15 protein-coding genes are annotated in these 18,368 nt (G+C 61.4%); 7 read left to right on the forward strand and 8 right to left on the reverse strand.

Annotated features, from left to right (window positions below; translation table 11 throughout):
• The first annotated feature begins 36 nt into the window (after window positions 1-36).
• A complete protein-coding gene (locus BM026_RS02305) occupies window positions 37-549 on the forward strand; it encodes a dihydrofolate reductase (protein ID WP_093514107.1) in 513 nt (170 codons plus the stop codon).
• Window positions 550-624: 75 nt separating this feature from the next.
• Here the strand turns inward: BM026_RS02305 and BM026_RS02310 are convergent, their stop codons facing one another.
• Entirely contained in the window at window positions 625-2,016 is a 1,392-nt protein-coding gene (locus BM026_RS02310) for an L-cystine transporter (protein WP_071490396.1), read from the reverse strand.
• A gap of 240 nt (window positions 2,017-2,256) precedes the next feature.
• Between BM026_RS02310 and BM026_RS02315 the strand changes: the two genes are divergently transcribed.
• The 4 genes from BM026_RS02315 (at window position 2,257) to BM026_RS02330 (ending at window position 7,587) form a co-directional block, all read left to right on the forward strand.
• The gene (locus BM026_RS02315) at window positions 2,257-3,315 is read left to right on the forward strand and encodes a phosphorylcholine phosphatase (RefSeq protein ID WP_092241908.1); all 1,059 of its coding nucleotides are present in this window, start codon (window positions 2,257-2,259) and stop codon (window positions 3,313-3,315) included.
• A gap of 214 nt (window positions 3,316-3,529) precedes the next feature.
• Window positions 3,530-4,063, forward strand: a complete 534-nt coding sequence (locus BM026_RS02320; protein ID WP_093527232.1) for an RNA polymerase sigma factor — start codon at window positions 3,530-3,532, stop codon at window positions 4,061-4,063.
• Window positions 4,060-5,007 carry a FecR family protein gene (locus BM026_RS02325; RefSeq protein WP_092241912.1) on the forward strand — a complete coding sequence of 316 codons (948 nt, stop codon included), beginning with the start codon at window positions 4,060-4,062 and terminating at the stop codon, window positions 5,005-5,007. Before BM026_RS02320 ends, BM026_RS02325 begins: the two co-directional genes overlap by 4 nt.
• Window positions 5,008-5,139: 132 nt before the next feature.
• Window positions 5,140-7,587 (forward strand): TonB-dependent siderophore receptor, encoded by a 2,448-nt coding sequence (locus BM026_RS02330; RefSeq protein ID WP_093527234.1) that lies wholly within the window; start codon window positions 5,140-5,142, stop codon window positions 7,585-7,587.
• 74 nt (window positions 7,588-7,661) lie between these two features.
• Here the strand turns inward: BM026_RS02330 and BM026_RS02335 are convergent, their stop codons facing one another.
• From BM026_RS02335 to BM026_RS02350, 4 genes are all read right to left on the reverse strand, one after another.
• Entirely contained in the window at window positions 7,662-8,948 is a 1,287-nt protein-coding gene (locus BM026_RS02335) for a surface-adhesin E family protein (RefSeq protein WP_139217533.1), read from the reverse strand.
• 245 nt (window positions 8,949-9,193) lie between these two features.
• Entirely contained in the window at window positions 9,194-11,035 is a 1,842-nt protein-coding gene (gene ilvD / locus BM026_RS02340) for a dihydroxy-acid dehydratase (protein WP_092241922.1), read from the reverse strand.
• A 225-nt stretch (window positions 11,036-11,260) separates the two neighbouring features.
• Window positions 11,261-12,451, reverse strand: coding sequence for an MFS transporter (locus BM026_RS02345; protein WP_092241930.1), 1,191 nt, complete (start codon window positions 12,449-12,451; stop codon window positions 11,261-11,263).
• 125 nt (window positions 12,452-12,576) lie between these two features.
• Entirely contained in the window at window positions 12,577-13,773 is a 1,197-nt protein-coding gene (locus tag BM026_RS02350) for a class I SAM-dependent rRNA methyltransferase (protein WP_003195152.1), read from the reverse strand.
• Between the two features lie 277 nt (window positions 13,774-14,050).
• Between BM026_RS02350 and BM026_RS02355 the strand changes: the two genes are divergently transcribed.
• Entirely contained in the window at window positions 14,051-14,863 is an 813-nt protein-coding gene (locus BM026_RS02355; protein WP_170856052.1) for an HDOD domain-containing protein, read from the forward strand.
• Between the two features lie 21 nt (window positions 14,864-14,884).
• Window positions 14,885-15,697, forward strand: a complete 813-nt coding sequence (gene mutM, locus BM026_RS02360; protein WP_093120601.1) for a bifunctional DNA-formamidopyrimidine glycosylase/DNA-(apurinic or apyrimidinic site) lyase — start codon at window positions 14,885-14,887, stop codon at window positions 15,695-15,697.
• 122 nt (window positions 15,698-15,819) lie between these two features.
• On the opposite strand, the gene BM026_RS02365 is transcribed toward mutM, so the two are convergent.
• From BM026_RS02365 to BM026_RS02375, 3 genes are all read right to left on the reverse strand, one after another.
• On the reverse strand, window positions 15,820-16,071 hold the full coding sequence (locus tag BM026_RS02365; protein WP_003176712.1) for a YfhL family 4Fe-4S dicluster ferredoxin: 252 nt from the start codon (window positions 16,069-16,071) through the stop codon (window positions 15,820-15,822).
• Between the two features lie 100 nt (window positions 16,072-16,171).
• Window positions 16,172-16,651, reverse strand: coding sequence for a pantetheine-phosphate adenylyltransferase (gene coaD / locus BM026_RS02370; RefSeq protein ID WP_003176711.1), 480 nt, complete (start codon window positions 16,649-16,651; stop codon window positions 16,172-16,174).
• Window positions 16,652-16,765: 114 nt separating this feature from the next.
• Window positions 16,766-18,361, reverse strand: coding sequence for a GMC family oxidoreductase (locus tag BM026_RS02375; protein WP_092241939.1), 1,596 nt, complete (start codon window positions 18,359-18,361; stop codon window positions 16,766-16,768).
• Between the last annotated feature and the right edge of the window lie 7 nt (window positions 18,362-18,368).

An 18,368-nucleotide genomic window follows, 5' to 3' on the forward strand; every position in this document is an offset into this window, starting at 1 on the left:
TAACCCCTGGCTCGGGGCTCTGGTATTCTCGTCGCCATGAAAAAAACTCTCCCTTTAAGCCTGATCGCAGCCCTCGGTGAAAACCGTGTGATCGGCGTCGACAACAGCATGCCCTGGCATTTGCCGGGGGATTTCAAATATTTCAAGGCCACCACGCTCGGCAAGCCGATCATCATGGGGCGCAAGACCTGGGACTCCCTGGGCCGACCGTTGCCGGGGCGCTTGAACATCGTGGTCAGCCGTCAGACCGATCTGGCGCTGGAAGGTGCGGAAGTTTTTCCGTCTCTGGAGGCCGCGGTGGAGCGCGCTGAGGAATGGGCAACGGCGCAAGGCGTTGACGAGCTGATGCTGATCGGCGGCGCGCAGTTGTATGCGCAGGGGCTGGAGCAGGCGGATCGCCTGTATTTGACGCGGGTGGCGTTGAGCCCGGAGGGGGATGCCTGGTTTCCGGAGTTTGATCGGGGCCAGTGGAAGTTGGTTTCCAATCTGGAGAATCCAGCTGAAGGTGATAAGCCTGCTTACAACTTTGAAGTCTGGGAAAAAGCCTAAAAGCATCGGGGGCAAGCCCCCTCCCACATCTTGACCTTCAAGTGTGGGAGGGGGCTTGCCCCCGATTGCTATCTATCAGGCTTGCGCTAATTCCGCATGCTCATCGGCATTCAACAGCGCCTTATCCGTCTGCCCCATGACCTGGCTGGTGATCGCACCGGCCGTCATCGAGCCATTTACGTTCAGCGCCGTACGGCCCATGTCGATCAGTGGCTCTACGGAAATCAGCAGCGCCACCAGTGACACCGGCAAGCCCATGGCCGGCAGCACGATCAGGGCGGCGAAGGTCGCGCCGCCGCCCACGCCGGCCACACCGGCCGAGCTCAAGGTCACAATCGCCACCAGGGTCGCGATCCACAGCGGGTCCAGCGGGTTGATGCCCACGGTCGGCGCGACCATCACCGCCAACATCGCCGGGTAGAGGCCGGCGCAACCGTTCTGGCCGATGGTCGCGCCGAACGAGGCGGCAAACCCAGCGATGGATTGCGGGATGCCCAGGCGACGGGTCTGCGCTTCAATGCTCAGCGGGATCGCCGCCGCGCTGGAGCGGCTGGTGAAGGCAAAGGTCAGCACCGGCCACACCTTGCGGAAGAAGCGCAGCGGGTTGATCCCGGCCAGGGACAGCAGCAGGCCGTGCACCACGAACATCAGTCCCAGGGCCAGGTACGACACCACCACGAAACTGCCGAGCTTGATGATGTCTTGCAGGTTGGAGCCGGCGACCACTTTGGTCATCAGCGCCAATACGCCATACGGCGTCAGCTTCATCACCAGGCGCACCAGGCGCATCACCCAGGCTTGCAGGGTGTCGATGGCGTTGAGGACTTTCTGGCCCTTTTCCACGTCATCCTTGAGCAGTTGCAGTGCGGCAACCCCCAGGAATGCGGCGAAAATCACCACGCTGATGATCGAGGTCGGCTTGGCCCGGGCCAGGTCGGCGAACGGGTTGGCCGGCACGAACGACAGCAGCAGTTGCGGGATATTCAGGTCGGCGACCTTGCCCGCGTAATCGCTCTGGATCACTTGCAGGCGCGCCATTTCCTGGGTGCCGGCCACCAGGCCTTCGGCGGTGAGGCCGAACAGGTTGGTCAGGGCGATGCCGATCAGCGCCGCAATCGCGGTGGTGAACAGCAGTGTGCCGATGGTCAGGAAGCTGATCTTGCCCAGGGACGAGGCGTTGTGCAGGCGTGCCACGGCGCTGAGGATCGACGCGAATACCAGCGGGATCACGATCATTTGCAGCAGTTGCACATAACCGTTGCCGACCAGGTCGAACCAGCCGATGGAGGCCTTGAGTACCGGGTTGCCGTCACCGTAGACCGTGTGCAGCACGGTGCCGAACACCACGCCGAGTACAAGGGCAAACAGCACCTTCTTGGCGAGGCTCCAGTTTGTGCGACGGGTTTGTGCCAGGCCCAGCAGCAGGGCCACGAACACCAGTAAGTTGAGAATCAGGGGCAGATTCATTGAAGCTCCGTTGAGAAGGCAGCCAATCGCGCGAGCCTGCGATTGCGAACCGGAAAGCCTAACAGCTTGAAATATATTGATTTAATACCGATATGGAATGGTGACTGTCGTTTTTGGAATAAGCCCTTGACGCTCAGGCACATGTCCTTGGCGCGTTCACGACGCAAGCGGTCGTGCTCGGGCGATAACTGTCACAGGGATTTGTTAGCGTCGATGTTTTTCACTCAGGGAGAAACGCATATGAAGCTCGCTTCGAGATTGTTTGCCGCCGCACTGTGCTTGGGCCTTGCCGGGCCAACCATGGCCGCTACCGAGTTGAAACACTGGCCGGCCCCGGCCGCCGAGCAACTGAACAAAATGATCGCCGCCAACGCCAACAAGGGCAATTTCGCGGTGTTCGACATGGACAACACCAGCTACCGCTACGACCTCGAAGAGTCCCTGCTGCCCTACATGGAAAACAAGGGCCTGATTACCCGCGACAGCCTTGATCCGTCGCTCAAGCTTATGCCGTTCAAAGACACTGCCGACCATAAGGAAAGTCTGTTCAGCTACTACTATCGCCTCTGCGAAGTGGACGACATGGTCTGCTACCCGTGGGTTGCCCAGGTGTTCTCGGGGTTCACCCTCAAGGAACTCAAAGTGCAGGTCGATGAGCTGATGGCCTCCGGCAAGCCCGTGCCCGTCACTTATTTCGAAGGCGACGCCGTTAAGAAGTCCGAGGTGCAACCGCCGAAAGTCTTCACCGGCCAGGCCGAGCTATACAACAAGCTGATGGAAAACGGCATTGAGGTATATGTGATGACCGCCGCTTCCGAAGAGCTGGTGCGCATGGTCGCCGCCGATCCGAAGTACGGCTACAACGTCAAGCCCGAGAACGTCATCGGCGTGACCACCTTGCTCAAGGACCGCAAGACCGGCGAGCTGACCACCGCGCGCAAACAGATCACCGCCGGCAAGTATGACGAAAAGGCCAACCTGGGCCTGGAACTCACGCCCTACCTGTGGACCCCGGCGACCTGGATGGCCGGCAAGCACGCGGCGATCCTCACCTACATCGACGAATGGAAAAAGCCGGTACTGGTGGGTGGCGACACCCCGACCAGCGATGGCTACATGCTGTTTCACGACGTGGACGTGGCCAAGGGTGGTATCCACCTGTGGATCAACCGCAAGGACAAATACATGACCCAGTTGAACGGCATGATCGCCAAGCACGCGGCGGCGCAGGCCAAGGAAGGGTTGCCGGTGACGGCGGACAAGAACTGGGTGATCGTCAAGCCTGACGAAATCCAGTAACACCGCGCCGCTTGTTATCGGGGGCAAGCCCCCTCCCACAGTTGACCGAGTTCCAACATGAGAATGCAGTCAGTGTGGGAGGGGGCTTGCCCCCGATAGCTATCTGATTGACAGGCCAAAAGCCACAGCAAAAATAGATATCAATTGCGAACCAATCTCATCATCTGCTAGCGTGCGCACTTCCTGAACCCTCCGTTCTTCTCAAGGTAGTGCTGTGTCCTCCTGGAATTCGCAGATAGCGCGCCTGTTCGCGGAGCAGAAGAAAGCCCTCGAAGCCTTCGTCACCCGCCGCACCGGCAGCGCCCAGGTGGCCGCCGACCTGACCCAGGAATCGTTCCTGCGCCTGGCACGTCTGGACTCCGGCGAGAAGATCGACAACCTGCCAGCCTTCCTCTTCACCATCGCCAGCAACCTGGTGCGCGATCACCAGCGCCAGGCCATCCGCCGTGAGCGCCTGGATGCCGGCGAGCCCAGCGAAGAACTGCCGTGCGGCAACCCCGGTGCCGACGAACAACTGGCCGCCTACCAGCAGAAGCAACTGATGCAGGACGCAATCCTGGCGTTGCCCGCAGCGACTCGGCAGATCTTCCTGCTCTATCATGTCGACGAACTTTCCTATCGCGAGATTGGCGAACGCCTGTCGATCAGCCCGCGCAGCGTGGAATACCAACTGCGCCGCGCCTTGATTGAATGCCGTGCCTACATCAAGACGCGGCTCGCCTGCGACACACAAGGACGTCGGTCATGACTGCGTTACCCACTGCCGACGCGTTGTTCGAAGAAGCGTCCGCCTGGTACTTCCGCTTGCAGGCCGAGGACGTGACCCCGGCCGAGATGGACGCTTTTGCCGCCTGGCTCGGGCAGGGCCAGCCCCAGGACGACGCGTGGCAGGAAGTGCAGGCGATGCTCGGCGGTTTGCGTGAACCGGCACGGCTGATCCGCCGCGCCGAGCAGGTCGCGTGGCGCAAACCCGCGCGGCGTTGGGCTTATGCCGCTGCCGTGCTGCTGGCGGTTGGGTTGACCGTGCAGAACACGCCCTGGCTCGACCGCCTGCGCGCGGACTACGCCACCGGCACCGGCGAAACGCGCACAGTCGAGTTGGCGGACGGCTCCCAGTTGCAGCTCAATACCGACAGCGCCGTTCAGGTACGCATGAGCAGCGGTGAGCGTCAGATTCGTCTGTTGCGCGGGGAAGGTTTTTTCAGCGTGACCAAAGACCCGGCGCGGCCCTTCGTGGTGCAGTCCGGCGAGGGCTGGGTGACGGTGGTCGGCACCCAGTTCAGCGTGGCAAGGCGGGATGCGCAGACGCGGGTGCAAGTGGCGCAGGGCAAGGTGCAGGTCAGCGCGGGCGCCGGTGAGCCGGTCTACCTGGAGCCGGGACGGGCCGTGGAATATCAGGGCCAGCACCTTGCCGAGGCCCACGGTTTCGATGCGGCCAGCGGTTTCGCCTGGCGCCAGCGACAACTGGTGTTCCGCCAACAACCGCTGTCGGAAGTGGTCAGCGAGTTGAACCGCTACTGGCCTGGCAAGACCCTGGTGCTGGGCGATGCGCTGCGCAATCGCGTGGTGTCCGGCGTGTTCGAGATCGACAAACCGGAAGCCGTGATCAAGGCGCTGGAATACACCCTCAACCTGCGCGCTGAGCACTACACCCCGTATTTACTGGTGTTGCGCGAAGGCAAAGCCTCTTAGCGGCAACTTTTGCAAAATATTTTCAGGGTTTCCCCGCAAGCCATCGTCCTTGATCACTGAGGCGTAAATAGTAAGCACTCTCAAGTAGTGCGGCGCCGATCACAGACTTTTTTGCACCGGGGAGCACCATCCATGGCACACCGATTCGCCGCGCGGCCCTTGCTGGCACTGGCTATTTCCATGGCCTGCGGCACTGCGCCGCTGTATCTGCAGGCCGCCGAAACCACCCAGGCCCAGACTTATCGATTCGATATTCCGGGGCAAAGCCTGGACGGTGCGCTGGCGGCATTTTCGGCAGTGACACGGGTGCAGGTACTGGTGAATGGTGAGTTGACCCAGGGTGTGGTGTCACCGGGGGTGAAGGGCAACCTGGGGCAGCGTGAAGCCTTGGGGCAACTGCTCGGCGGCACGGGGTTGAGTGCGGCGTTTATCAATGCCGATACCGTTACCCTGGAAAAGCGTGTGGACGCCGGTGGCGCCCTCGAAGTCGGCGCCACCACCATCAGCGCCGAGCGCCTGGGCGTCACCACCGAAGGCACCGGCTCCTACACCACGGGTGCCGTGACCATCGGCAAGGGCGAGCAGAAACTCAAGGACATCCCGCAGTCGGTCAGCGTCATGACCCGCAAGCAGATGGACGACCAGAACACCACGAAGCTCTCCGACGTGGTCAAGCGCACGCCCGGCCTGACGGCGACCAAATCTCCTGGCCCTGGCATGTTCATCTTCTCCCGTGGTTTCGAAGTCGGCACGCTGCAATACGACGGCGTGGGAATCCCGCGTAACACCTATACGCTGGGCAGCTACCTCACGGAAAACATGGCGATCTATGACCGCGTCGAAACCCTGCGCGGCCCGGCGGCCTTGCTGCAAGGCGCGAATAGCCCCGGCGGCACCATGAATCTGGTGCGCAAGCGTGGCCAGCAGGCACCGACAGTGACCATCACCGCCAAGGCCGGCTCGTGGGACCACTACGGCACCCAAGTCGATGCCGGTGGCCCGCTCAACCCGGAAGGCACCTTGCGCGGCCGGTTTGTGGCGGATTACGACACCACCAACTCCTTCGTCGACTACGCGGGCGGCTGGAATCAGACCGTCTATGGCGCCGTCGACTACGACTTCACGCCAGACACCACCGTGGGCGTCGGCATCAGCAACCAGAAAGGCCACTCACGCCCCAACTTCATGTCGCTGCCCCGCTACGCCAATGGCAGTGATATCGGCCTGCCGCGCTCGACCTTTGTCGGCGCCAGCTGGAACCGTGCCGTCAACAACCAGACCCAGGTGTTCGCCGACCTGGAGCATCGTTTCAACGATGACTGGAAGGTGAAGGCCGCGCTGGTGGCGATGGACGAACACAACGACGCGACCTACCAGGCGACGTGGGATACTGTCCCCAACCCCGGCGACACGGGCAATGTGCGCTACATCGACTGGGTGACCGACTTCAATACCAAAAGTCGCGGCGCGGATGTGTATGTCAACGGCAAGTTCGACGGCCTGGGTTTCCAACAGGAAATGGTTCTGGGCGCCAACTATTCCAAACTCACCACCGACGACCAGTGGGCGCGGGCGGCAACGAATGGCGCGGATATTTTCAACATCGACCATAACCGTGTGCAGCGCGACAAATACCAGTTGTTCCAGGCGGGGAACGCCTCGAAGAGCTGGTATGACATCCGTCAGAAAGGCATCTATGGCACCTGGCGCGTCAAGGTGCTGGACCCGCTCACGCTGATCCTCGGCGCGCGCACCAGTTGGTATGAGTACTCCTATATTGGCCAGAACGGCCGCCAGGGCGTGTACGGCGCTGCCGAGGAAAGCACCACGCAAACCTCCGGCAAGGTCACGCCGTATGCAGGCCTGGTCTATGCCCTGAACGATCAATGGTCGGCCTACGCCAGCTACGCCGATGCGTTCGAGCCGCAAACCAACCTGACCACCTCGGGATCTCTGCTCAAGCCTATCGAGGGCAAGAACTACGAGCTGGGCATCAAGGGTGAACTGGCCGATGGCCGCCTCAACACTTCATTCGCGATCTTCCGCTACGACCAGGAAAATCGTGGCGTCCAGGACCTGCAAGGGCCGATGAACTGTAATGGCTGGTACTGCTCGGTGGCCTCGGGCAAGGTCCGCAGCCAGGGTTTTGAAGCCACATTGGGCGGTGAAGTGCTGCCGGGTCTGCAACTGGTCTCCAGCTACACGTACAACACCACCAAGTTCCTCAAGGACGACACCTACGAAGGCAAGGTCTTCAGCACCTGGACGCCCAAGCACCTGCTCAAGGTGTGGGGCGATTACCAGTTGCCGGGGGACTGGCAGAAGGTCAGCGTCGGCGCTGGCGTAACGGCGCAAAGCAGCACCGTCGCCTACGATCGCACCTTCAGCGTGCCGGGCAATGCACTGTGGGATTCGCGGGTGGCCTACAAGATCAACCAGGAATTCACCGTCGCGGCGAACCTGAACAATATGTTCGACAAGAAGTACTACATCCCGGCGTACAACGCGAACTGGGGCAGTAACTACTATGGCGACCCGCGCAATGTGATGTTCACCATGACCTACACCCCACAGTTCTGAGTGCAACCGGAATAAAAATGCCCCGCACGTGGCGGGGCATTTTCATGGGATCAAACAACCCACGCTATCGCGCGTCACTTCACCGATTTCAAATGCCAGTTCCATTGCGCAACCAACGCGTTCTCACCCAATTTGATGAACAGCCCATAGTCGCTCAGGTAGGCTGCCTGGTAAGTCCAACCTTTCATCTGAACGCAGTCGAGTACCTTTGCTTGCCCCTTCAGGTCCGGGGTCAGGGTGGCGGCCGGGATTTCCCGAGCGACCTTGCAGGTCACGGTTCTTGGCTCGCTGTTCTCCGGCGAAGGACTGCCATCGGGGTTGATGGATTTTGACCACGTTTGGGTGTAGCTCACCTCACTGGCGAGGGGCAAGTTACGCCAATCGCCTTGAAAGCTCAGGCCAACCAAGAGGCGTGTCTTCACCTTGTCAGTGCCTGTTTTGCGGTCGAGACCTTGGCTGTCCAGATCAAACAGGCCTTGGAAGGTCAGCTCCTGGTTAAAGCCAAGTGCCGAGTCGCGTGTTTGTACCAGCGTCTGACCCGATGCTTTGTCGACACTGATGAATGTCTGCTTGGTCTGGTCGCCCACGCGGGTGTTGTTGAAGAGCACGGCGTCATAGTCGTAGGCCAGCTCGCTCAGGGTGCGGGTTGGCGCAGGCAGGCCGAGCGCTCGGATGGCCGCCAGTACGGCTGGGTTGGCATTGGTTGCGCTGGCAGCGGGTGGCAATGCCTGGCGCGCCTTGAAAGCGGGTAACCGGGCCAGCTCCACCGGCGCCTGGCACAGAGCCTCGAAGAGCTGGGCATGTTCGCCGGAAGCTTGATCCAAGGCTTGCGGCTTGAATTGTCGACGGATTTCGCCGTTGATCATCTGGCGCGTTTCATCGAGGTTGAACTGGCTCATCAACGTAATGGTGCGTTGTGTGCAATCCAGGGTCAGCCGCTCCTGCCGTTGAGTAAACAACGATGCGGTCTTGGCGACCTGATAGTGCAGGTAATCCTCTGCGGCCCAGACGGATATCTGACTGCCTTGCTGCTGCACGCTGTTACGGTCGATCAGCAGCCAGCCCTGATCGGCAGAGGTTTGCAGCACCCGCCAGTCGGGCACGGGGCGTGCCTTGCATACGCTCTGCAATTGAGCGCTTTGCTGCAGTTGTTGGGCCTGTGCCGCTGGCAGGTCGACGCCTGTTGCCGGTGAGGGAGTAAAAGCCCGCAGGCCCGTGCGCGTGGGGTAGAACATCCTTCCAGGACCTTGTGTGCAGTAGGCGTCGAACTGCACAGAGATCGGGTTTTGCTGCAAGTCGACGGAGTACGCGACTCTGTCGCCGTTGCGCAGGATGGTGTAGTCGAGCGCCGGCAGTGTCATGGCTTCGTTGAAGAGTGCAAGGCCTGGGTCCACCTGAGGCTTTTGCAGCGAGCTGCAACCGGCCAACGCCAATAGGGAAAGCGCCCATGCAGCTGGGCGTAGAGCGGTAAAGCGGGCATCCATGCGGGTAAGTTCCTTGAGAATACAGTTGCGCCTGTTATCGGCCGGCGTATGAAAAACTACAGCGTCAGAACGCCAGGCAAAAAAATGCCCCGCACGTGACGGGGCATTTTTATGGGCGCAGCTTACAGACCGTCAAGCATCGCCTTGTTACGCACAGCACCCTTGTCGGCACTGGTGGCCAGCAGGGCGTAAGCCTTCAATGCGGTAGTCACTTTGCGTGGACGCTTCTCCACTGGCTTCCACCCCTTCTTGTCCTGCTCAACCCGGCGCGCGGCCAGTTCTTCATCGCTGATCAACAGGTTGATCGAACGGTTCGGAATGTCGATCAGCACCTTGTCACCATCCTGCACCAGGCCAATTGCGCCACCGGCAGCGGCTTCCGGCGAAGCGTGGCCGATGGACAGGCCCGAAGTACCGCCGGAGAAGCGGCCGTCGGTCAGCAAGGCGCAGGCTTTGCCCAGGCCCTTGGATTTCAGGTAGGACGTCGGGTACAGCATCTCCTGCATGCCCGGGCCGCCTTTCGGGCCTTCGTAGCGGATGATCACGATGTCGCCTTCCTTCACTTCGTCGGCGAGGATGCCGCGCACGGCGCTGTCCTGGCTTTCGAAGATCTTCGCGTTGCCTTCGAACACATGGATCGACTCATCCACACCGGCGGTTTTCACCACGCAGCCATCCAGGGCGATGTTGCCGTACAACACGGCCAAACCGCCTTCTTTCGAGTAGGCGTGCTCGACACTGCGGATGCAGCCGTTTTCACGGTCGTCGTCGAGGGTGTCCCAACGGGTCGACTGGCTGAACGCGGTTTGCGTCGGGATACCGGCCGGGCCAGCCTTGAAGAAGGTGTGCACGGCTTCGTCGTCAGTCTGGGTGATGTCCCACTTGGCGATGCCTTCGGCGATGGATGGACTGTGCACGGTCGGCAGATCGGTGTGCAGCAGGCCGCCACGAGCCAGCGAACCGAGGATCGAGAAGATTCCGCCGGCGCGGTGCACGTCTTCCATATGGTACTTCTGGATGTTCGGCGCGACCTTGCACAGTTGCGGCACGTGACGGGACAGGCGGTCGATGTCGCGCAGGTCGAAATCGATCTCGGCTTCCTGGGCCGCGGCCAGCAAGTGCAGGATGGTATTGGTGGAACCGCCCATGGCGATGTCCAGGGTCATGGCGTTCTCGAACGCCTTGAAGTTGGCGATGTTACGCGGCAATACCGACTCATCGTTCTCGCCGTAGTAACGCTTGCACAGCTCGACGATGGTGCGGCCGGCCTGCAGGAACAGCTGCTCGCGGTCGCTGTGGGTGGCCAGCGTCGAGCCGTTGCCCGGCAAGGCCAGGCCCAGGGCTTCCACCAGGCAGTTCATCGAGTTGGCGGTGAACATGCCGGAGCACGAGCCGCAGGTTGGGCAAGCACTGCGCTCGTATTCCGCGACCTTCTCGTCAGAAGCGCTGGAATCGGCGGCGATGACCATGGCGTCGACCAGGTCGAGGCCGTGGGAGGCGAGTTTGGTCTTGCCGGCTTCCATCGGGCCGCCGGAGACGAAGATCACCGGGATGTTCAGGCGCAGGGCGGCCATCAGCATGCCAGGGGTGATCTTGTCGCAGTTCGAGATGCAGACGATGGCGTCGGCGCAGTGAGCGTTGACCATGTATTCCACGGAGTCGGCGATGATCTCGCGGCTCGGCAGGGAATACAGCATGCCGTCATGGCCCATGGCGATGCCGTCATCCACGGCGATGGTGTTGAATTCCTTGGCGACGCCACCGGCGCGTTCGATCTCGCGGGCGACCAGTTGGCCCAGGTCCTTGAGATGGACGTGGCCGGGTACGAACTGGGTGAACGAGTTGGCAATCGCGATGATCGGCTTCTTGAAGTCGTCATCTTTCATCCCCGTGGCACGCCATAGTGCGCGCGCGCCGGCCATGTTGCGGCCGTGGGTGGATGTTTTCGAGCGGTAATCTGGCATGGAGCACTCCGGGCGGCTAATCGGTATCAAAAGGGAGTGAGCTTCTATTGACGTCTGGAACACCCGAAAAATGGCCGTGTGTCCGGAAGTTGCCACTCGCGTCGCGGGATCGCCGCTTGCTTGGGCCTCGAGCTCATAAACCCGCCGGGGGATGACTGGCGATGAATAGGCCGATTCTACACCGCTGGCGGCGGGAGGGAATGACCGAAACCGTGAAGATAGCGGCTACGGGACGTGCGGGTGACGCCGCGCCCATGCGTTCAGGGCCAGGGCGACGGCGCTCAGCATCAGAAAGCACAGACCCAGCGCGGTACTCAGATGGTGGGTAAAGGTGCTGATGAATGCACTGATAAGACCACCGGCAATGAATAGCACTGCCGCCACCGCTGAGGCCGCCGTCCCTGCATTGTCCGGAAACAAGCTCATGGCCTTGGAATTGGAAATGGGGCGGGTGATGGTCGTGCCTGCTGTGCAGAGCAGCATGGGCACCAGCACGGTCGGGGTTGATAAGCCGAACTGATAGGCGAGGACCAGCATGACGATGCCCGAGATCGCGATCAGCACCAGCCCGGTGGCCATCTGGGTCGCGGCCGGTAGTCGCTTGTGCAACAAGCCCGCACTGACACCGCCCAGTACATAAGCGGCGCCGTAGAGGAGCAGGGTCAACGAGTATTCGTGGGGCGTCAGCTGCAACTGGTCCATGAAAATCAGCGGTGACACAACGATGAACGAGAAATGACAGGCGAAGGTAATCGCGGAGATCGTGGCATAGCTGGCGAAGTGCCGGCTGGCGAAGACCTTGGTGTAGGCCTTGAACATGCTTTGGCGGCTTGGTGCCGCTTGAGGCAAGCCGCCATGGAGTAGCCGGTGAGCCATGATCAGGGTGGCTGCACAGAGCGCTATAAACAGATAGAAGCTGGCTTGCCACCCCCCGTGCAGTTGCAGCCACGCGCCCAGCAGCGGGGAAACCGAAATGAAAATTCCCCCGGCCGTAGCCATGGCGATCCGCAACCGCTCTTGTTCTCTGCCGAAGAAAAGGTCCTGCACCAACGCTTGGGACAGTATGAAACCGCCGCAACCCATGGCCTGGATGACGCGAAAGAACAGGAATTGGGCGGTCGTGCTGGCGGTTAAACACCCGGCCGCACCCATGATTGCGACGAGCATGCTGGCCAGTAGCAGCTTCTTGCGGCCGATCCTGTCGGACAGCGGGCCGATCAACAGCATGGCGCAGGAAAAGCCAATGGCGAACAGGCTGACCGAGCGGGCGACCTGGGTGGTGGAGGTGGAGAAGTGTTCCGCCAGGGCGGGAAAGGAAGGCAGCACGACGTCAAGCGGGAAGACGCCCAGCAGGGTCATGGTCATCAGCCAGAAAACAATGAAAGGTTTTTCAGCCTGTGTGATTGCCGTCGACATGGGCGAGCCTCGATTCCGTGAGGGAGTCGAGGATCGAGTCTGAGTAGAGGAAAGTCAAAGCCTGGTTTTGAGCGAAACTTCCTGAAAGCCTGTAGGAACCCGGAGGCCCCTACAGGCCAGCGGCATCAGCTATTCGGCAACAACCGGCACGTAATGCTCTTGATATACCGCGTCTCGGCAATCGCCGGATGCACCGGATGATCCGGACCCTGGCCACCACGTTCGAGCATCTGGATATTACGGTCCAGGTGACGGGCGCTGGTCAGCAGGATGTTTTGCAGGTCATCTTCCGGCAAGTGCATGGAGCACGACGCGCTGACCAGGATGCCGTCCTTGCTGAGCAGGCGCATGGCTTGCTCGTTGAGGCGGCGGTAGGCGCCTTCGCCGTTTTTCATGTCTTTCTTGCGTTTGATGAAGGCCGGTGGATCGGCGACGATCACATCGAAGCGTTCTTCGCTGGCTTTCAGTTCTTTCAAGGCTTCAAACACGTCGCCTTCGATGCAGGTCATCTTCTCGGCAAAGCCGTTCAGCGCGGCGTTGCGCTCCACGCCGTCGAGGGCGAAGGCGGAGGCGTCGACGCAGAACACTTCACTGGCGCCGAAGGCCGCAGCCTGCACGCCCCAGCCACCGATGTAGCTGTACAGGTCCAGCACGCGCTTGCCCTTGGCATACGGGGCCAGGCGGGCGCGGTTCATGCGGTGGTCGTAGAACCAGCCGGTTTTCTGGCCCTGGATTACCGGGGCTTCGAACTTCACGCCGTTTTCTTCCAGCGCTACCCACTCCGGCACCAGGCCGAACACGGTTTCGACGTAGCGGTTGAGGCCTTCGGCATCGCGCGCGGCGGAGTCGTTCTTGAACAGGATGCCGCTTGGCTTGAGCACTTGGGTCAAGGCAGCGATCACGTCTTCTTTATGGGCTTCCATGGTCGCCGAGGCGATCTGCACCACCAGGATGTCGCCGAAACGGTCGACCACCAGGCCCGGCAACAGGTCGGAGTCGCCGTAGACCAGGCGGTAGAACGGCTTGTCGAACAGGCGGTCACGCAGGGACAGGGCGACGTTCAGGCGGTGCACCAGCAGCGACTTGTCCAGCGGCAACTTGATGTCGCGCGACAGCAGGCGGGCGCAGATCAGGTTGTTCGGGCTCATGGCCACGATGCCCAGGGTCTTGCCGCCGGCCGCTTCGAGGATGGCCTGGTCACCCGCCTGGAAACCGTGGAGTGGGGTGGCGGCCACGTCGATTTCGTTGCTGTAGACCCACAGGTGGCCGTTGCGCAAACGACGATCGGCGTTGGCTTTGAGACGCAGGCTTGGCAGGGACATGACGTCGCTCCGGAAAAAAGAGCGGGAGTATACCTGTTGCGGCGCGGTTCATGTGGGCATGGGCTTGCCCGCGATGCAGGCGGCGCGGTGTATCTGACGTACGGCGGTGATGCCATCGGGAGCAAGCCCCCTCCCACATTTAGTCCGGTTTCAATCGGGCATTTGGGTGTCGGTCAGGTTTGCTTAGAGGTTAGAATCCCCGTCTAGCCCAGAGTATGTACTTATGTCCCAAGAGCTTTCCGCCGAACAGATCCAACAGGCCCTGCAGGGCATCAGCGTGCCGCCCCAGCCGCAAATCATGGTGGATTTGCAGATGGAGCAATACATGCCCGATCCGGACCTGGAAGTGATCGCGCGGCTGATCTCCCAGGACCCGGGCCTGTCGGGCGCACTGCTGAAGATCGTCAACTCGTCGTATTACGGCCTGAGCAACAAGATCGCGTCGATCCAGCGCGCAGTGAACCTGTTGGGCAGTCGTTCGATCATCAACCTGATCAACGCGTTGTCGATCAAGGGCGAGATGAGCGACGACACCATCGTCACCCTCAACCGCTTCTGGGACACCGCCCAGGATGTGGCCATGACCTGCCTCACCCTGGCCAAGCGCACCGGCGCCCAGGCGGTGGACGAGGCCTATGCCCTGGGTCTGTTCCATGACTGTGGCGTGCCGCTGATGCTCAAGCGCTTCCCCAACTACATGGCGGTGCTGGAGCAGGCGTATGCCAATGCCGGCCCCGATTGCCGCGTGGTCGACACCGAGAACAACGCGTTCAACACCAACCATGCCGTGGTCGGCTACTACACCGCCAAATCCTGGCGCCTGCCGCAGCATGTGACCGACGCCATCGCCAACCACCACAACGCCTTGGCGATCTTCAGCGATGAGTCGTCGCGCACTCCGCAGCTCAAGAACCTGCTGGCGATCCTGAAAATGGCCGAGCATATCTGCTCGTCCTACCGTGTACTGGGCAGCCAGACGGTGGACCATGAATGGAATACCATCGGCCACCTGGTGCTGGACTACGTGGGGCTGTCGGACTACGACTTCGAGAGTATGAAATTGTCGATCCGCGAACTGGGCGCCCACTGATCCTTCCTTAAAGAGGCACCTATGCCCGAGTTACCAGAAGTCGAAACCACCCGGCGCGGGATTGCGCCGCACCTGGAAGGCCAGCGGGTCAGCCGCGTGGTGGTGCGCGAACGGCGCCTGCGCTGGCCGATCCCGGAAGACCTCGATGTGCGCCTGTCCGGGCAGCGCATCGTGCTGGTGGAGCGGCGGGCCAAGTACCTGTTGATCAATGCCGAAGTGGGCACCTTGATCAGCCACCTCGGCATGTCGGGCAACCTGCGTCTGGTAGAGGCCGGCATGCCGGCGGCCAAGCATGAACATGTGGATATCGAGCTCGAATCCGGCCTGGCCCTGCGCTACACCGATCCTCGGCGTTTTGGCGCGATGCTCTGGAGCCAGGACCCGCACAACCATGAACTGCTGATCCGACTGGGGCCGGAGCCGCTGACCGACCTGTTTGACGGCGAGCGTCTGTTCCAGCTGTCCCGTGGGCGGTCGATGGCGGTGAAGCCGTTCATCATGGACAACGCGGTGGTGGTGGGTGTGGGCAATATCTACGCGACGGAAGCGCTGTTTGCGGCGGGGATCGATCCGCGTCGTGAGGCGGGTGGTATTTCGCGAGCGCGTTATTTGAAGCTGGCGATCGAGATCAAGCGCGTGCTGGCGGCGGCCATCGAGCGTGGCGGCACCACGCTGCGCGACTTTATCGGCGGCGACGGGCAGCCGGGGTATTTCCAGCAGGAACTGTTCGTCTATGGCCGGGGCGGCGAGGCGTGCAAGGCCTGCGGCAGCGAATTGCGCAATGTGGTGCTGGGACAGCGGGCGAGTGTGTTTTGCCCTAAGTGCCAGAGCTGATTGATGGGTGATTGCTGATATTGCCATCGGGGGCAAGCCCCCTCCCACAGTGAAAGTGTTCGCAATCCAAATGTGGGAGGGGGCTTGCCCCCGATGAGGTCATGACAGGCGCTAAAGGTGGGTCAGGCCTTACCGGTAATCTTGCGGTACTTCTCCATCAGTTGCTCTTGCGTCTCTGGATGGGCTTCATCCAGCGGGATGCAATCCACCGGGCACACTTGCTGGCACTGAGGCTCGTCGTAGTGGCCGACGCACTGGGTGCACAGGTTGGGGTCGATCACGTAGATCTCTTCGCCTTGGGAAATCGCGGCGTTCGGGCACTCAGGTTCGCAGACGTCGCAGTTGATGCAATCGTCGGTGATGATCAGGGACATGGAAACTCCTGCCAGGGCCGTCCGCCAAGGCATCTGAAAACTAATGCGCGCAATTGTGCCGCATTGGCGCCCGCAGTGCGAGCAGGCGCCGATTGGGGGCTTATTTCTTGAAGCGCAGGGTCAGTGCATCCGCCACGGCCGGGTGCACGAACTTGGTGATATCTCCGCCCAAAGCGGCAATTTCACGGACCAACGTCGAGGAAATGAACGAATAGCGTTCCGACGGTGTGAGGAACAGGCTTTCCACGTCCGGCGCCAGTTGGCGGTTCATGTTGGCCAACTGGAACTCGTACTCGAAGTCCGACACTGCACGCAGGCCGCGCAGGAACACATTGGCGTTCTGCTCTTTGGCGAAATGCGCCAACAGTGTGGAAAAGCCCACGACTTCCACATTGGGCAGGTGTTTGGTGACCTCACGCGCCAACTCCACACGCTGTTCCAGGGGAAACAGCGGGTTTTTCTTGGGGCTGGCCGCGACCGCGATGATCACATGGTCGAACAAGCGTGAGGCACGTTCGACCAGATCGCCATGGCCTTTGGTAATCGGGTCGAAGGTACCTGGGTACAACACTCGGTTCATCGCGTCGTCCTGGCGGAGTCCGTTGGGGAACCGGATGGTATCGCAGCCGTCCCGGTCGGGAAAGTCAACTTATGCAGAAGAAAGCACTATAGACACGGCGAATACCGTGTTTTTTCACGCTGTTTTCAGACGTTCGGCCAAGGCTGTCGCCAGTTGGGCGGTCAAACCGTACACCGATAATTGTGGGTTGGCCCCAATGCTGGTGGGGAATAGAGAGCCATCGTGGATCGACAGGTTGCGCAACTGATGATGGCGCCCCAGGCTGTCGGCCACTGCATTTTTCGGGTCTTCGCCCATGGCGCAACCGCCCATCACATGGGCGCTGCCCAGGCAGGTGCGATGCAGTTCCAGATTGAGGCCTTCAATCAGCGTGCGCGCTTCGCCCAGGGTTTTTACGTAGCGGGCATCGTGATGCAGCGGCTTGACCGACTTGGCGCCCGCCGCGAACTGGATCTCGGCCATGCTGTGGAAGGCACGACGCAAGCCATTCCAGGCGTAGTCCGACACCTGGTAGTCGAGCACCGGCGTGCCATCGCCACGTAGCTCCACGCTGCCGCCCGGGCTGTCGGGGTGGAAGCCGTCGCGCAGCAGCGCCAGCATCGCGTGGGTGTTGGGCAATTGGCTCATGTCCAGGGCGTTCTGGGTGCCGTAACCGCCGAGCAGGGTGCTGGCCAGCGCCGGGTGCAAGGGCGGCGCCTCCAGCTTGTACGACATTTTCCCCGTGGTGCCGTCCTGCCACTGGAAATGGTCGGAATAGATCGACTGCGGCGCGCCGTAGAACGGGTTGATCACCTCGTCGAACAGCCCGGCGGAGAAGTTCACCAAGTGCAGGAATGTGCGTTTGCCCAGCCGCGAGTGCGGGTCGGGCGCGTCCGAGCGCATCAGCAGCGCGGGGCTGTTGATGCCGCCGCCCGAGAGCACGTAATGTTTGGCCTTCACCGTGATCTTGCGTCCGGTAGGCGCCACGCAACGCTCGTCCATCGCCATACATTCCAGGCTACTGATGGTGTCGCCGCTGTATTTGAGGCGCTCGGCGCGGGCCAGGTACAACAGCTCGCCGCCTTTTTCCAGGGTGGACGGGATGGTGGTCACCAGCATCGATTGCTTGGCGTTGACCGGGCAGCCCATCCCGCAATAGCCCAGGTTGAAGCAGCCGCGCACATTGCGCGGGATCACATGCCAGCTGTAACCGAGCTTTTCGCAGCCTTTGCGGATCACATCGTTGTTGGGGTTGGGTGGCAGGGCCCAGGGCGCGATGCCCAGGCGTTGTTCCATCTTTTCGAACCAGGGCGCCATTTCGGCGCTGCTGTGGCCCTTTACGGCGTACTCGCTGGCCCAGTGAGCGAGGGTGGCGTCCGGGGTGCGGAAGCTGGATGTCCAGTTGATCAGCGTAGTGCCGCCCACGGCCCGGCCCTGCAGGATGGTGATAGCGCCGTCCTTGCTCATGCGACCGATGCCCTCCTGGTACAGGCTGGTGTAGGCCTCGTCCTCCAGTAGCTTGAAGTCGCTGCTGGTCTTGAGCGGGCCTTCTTCGATCAGCAGCACCTTGTAGCCGGCGGCACTGAGGACTTCGGCAGTGGTGCCGCCGCCGGCACCGCTGCCGATGATCACCACATCGGCTTCCAGGGTCAGGTCGTTATCGAGGGTGGCGCCATTGTGGGTTTTCCAGCCACGGGCCATGCCGTCGCGGAACAGGTCGGGTACGGGCATCAGGGTC

Source organism: Pseudomonas sp. NFPP24, assembly GCF_900112095.1.
Classification (GTDB): domain Bacteria; phylum Pseudomonadota; class Gammaproteobacteria; order Pseudomonadales; family Pseudomonadaceae; genus Aquipseudomonas; species Aquipseudomonas extremorientalis.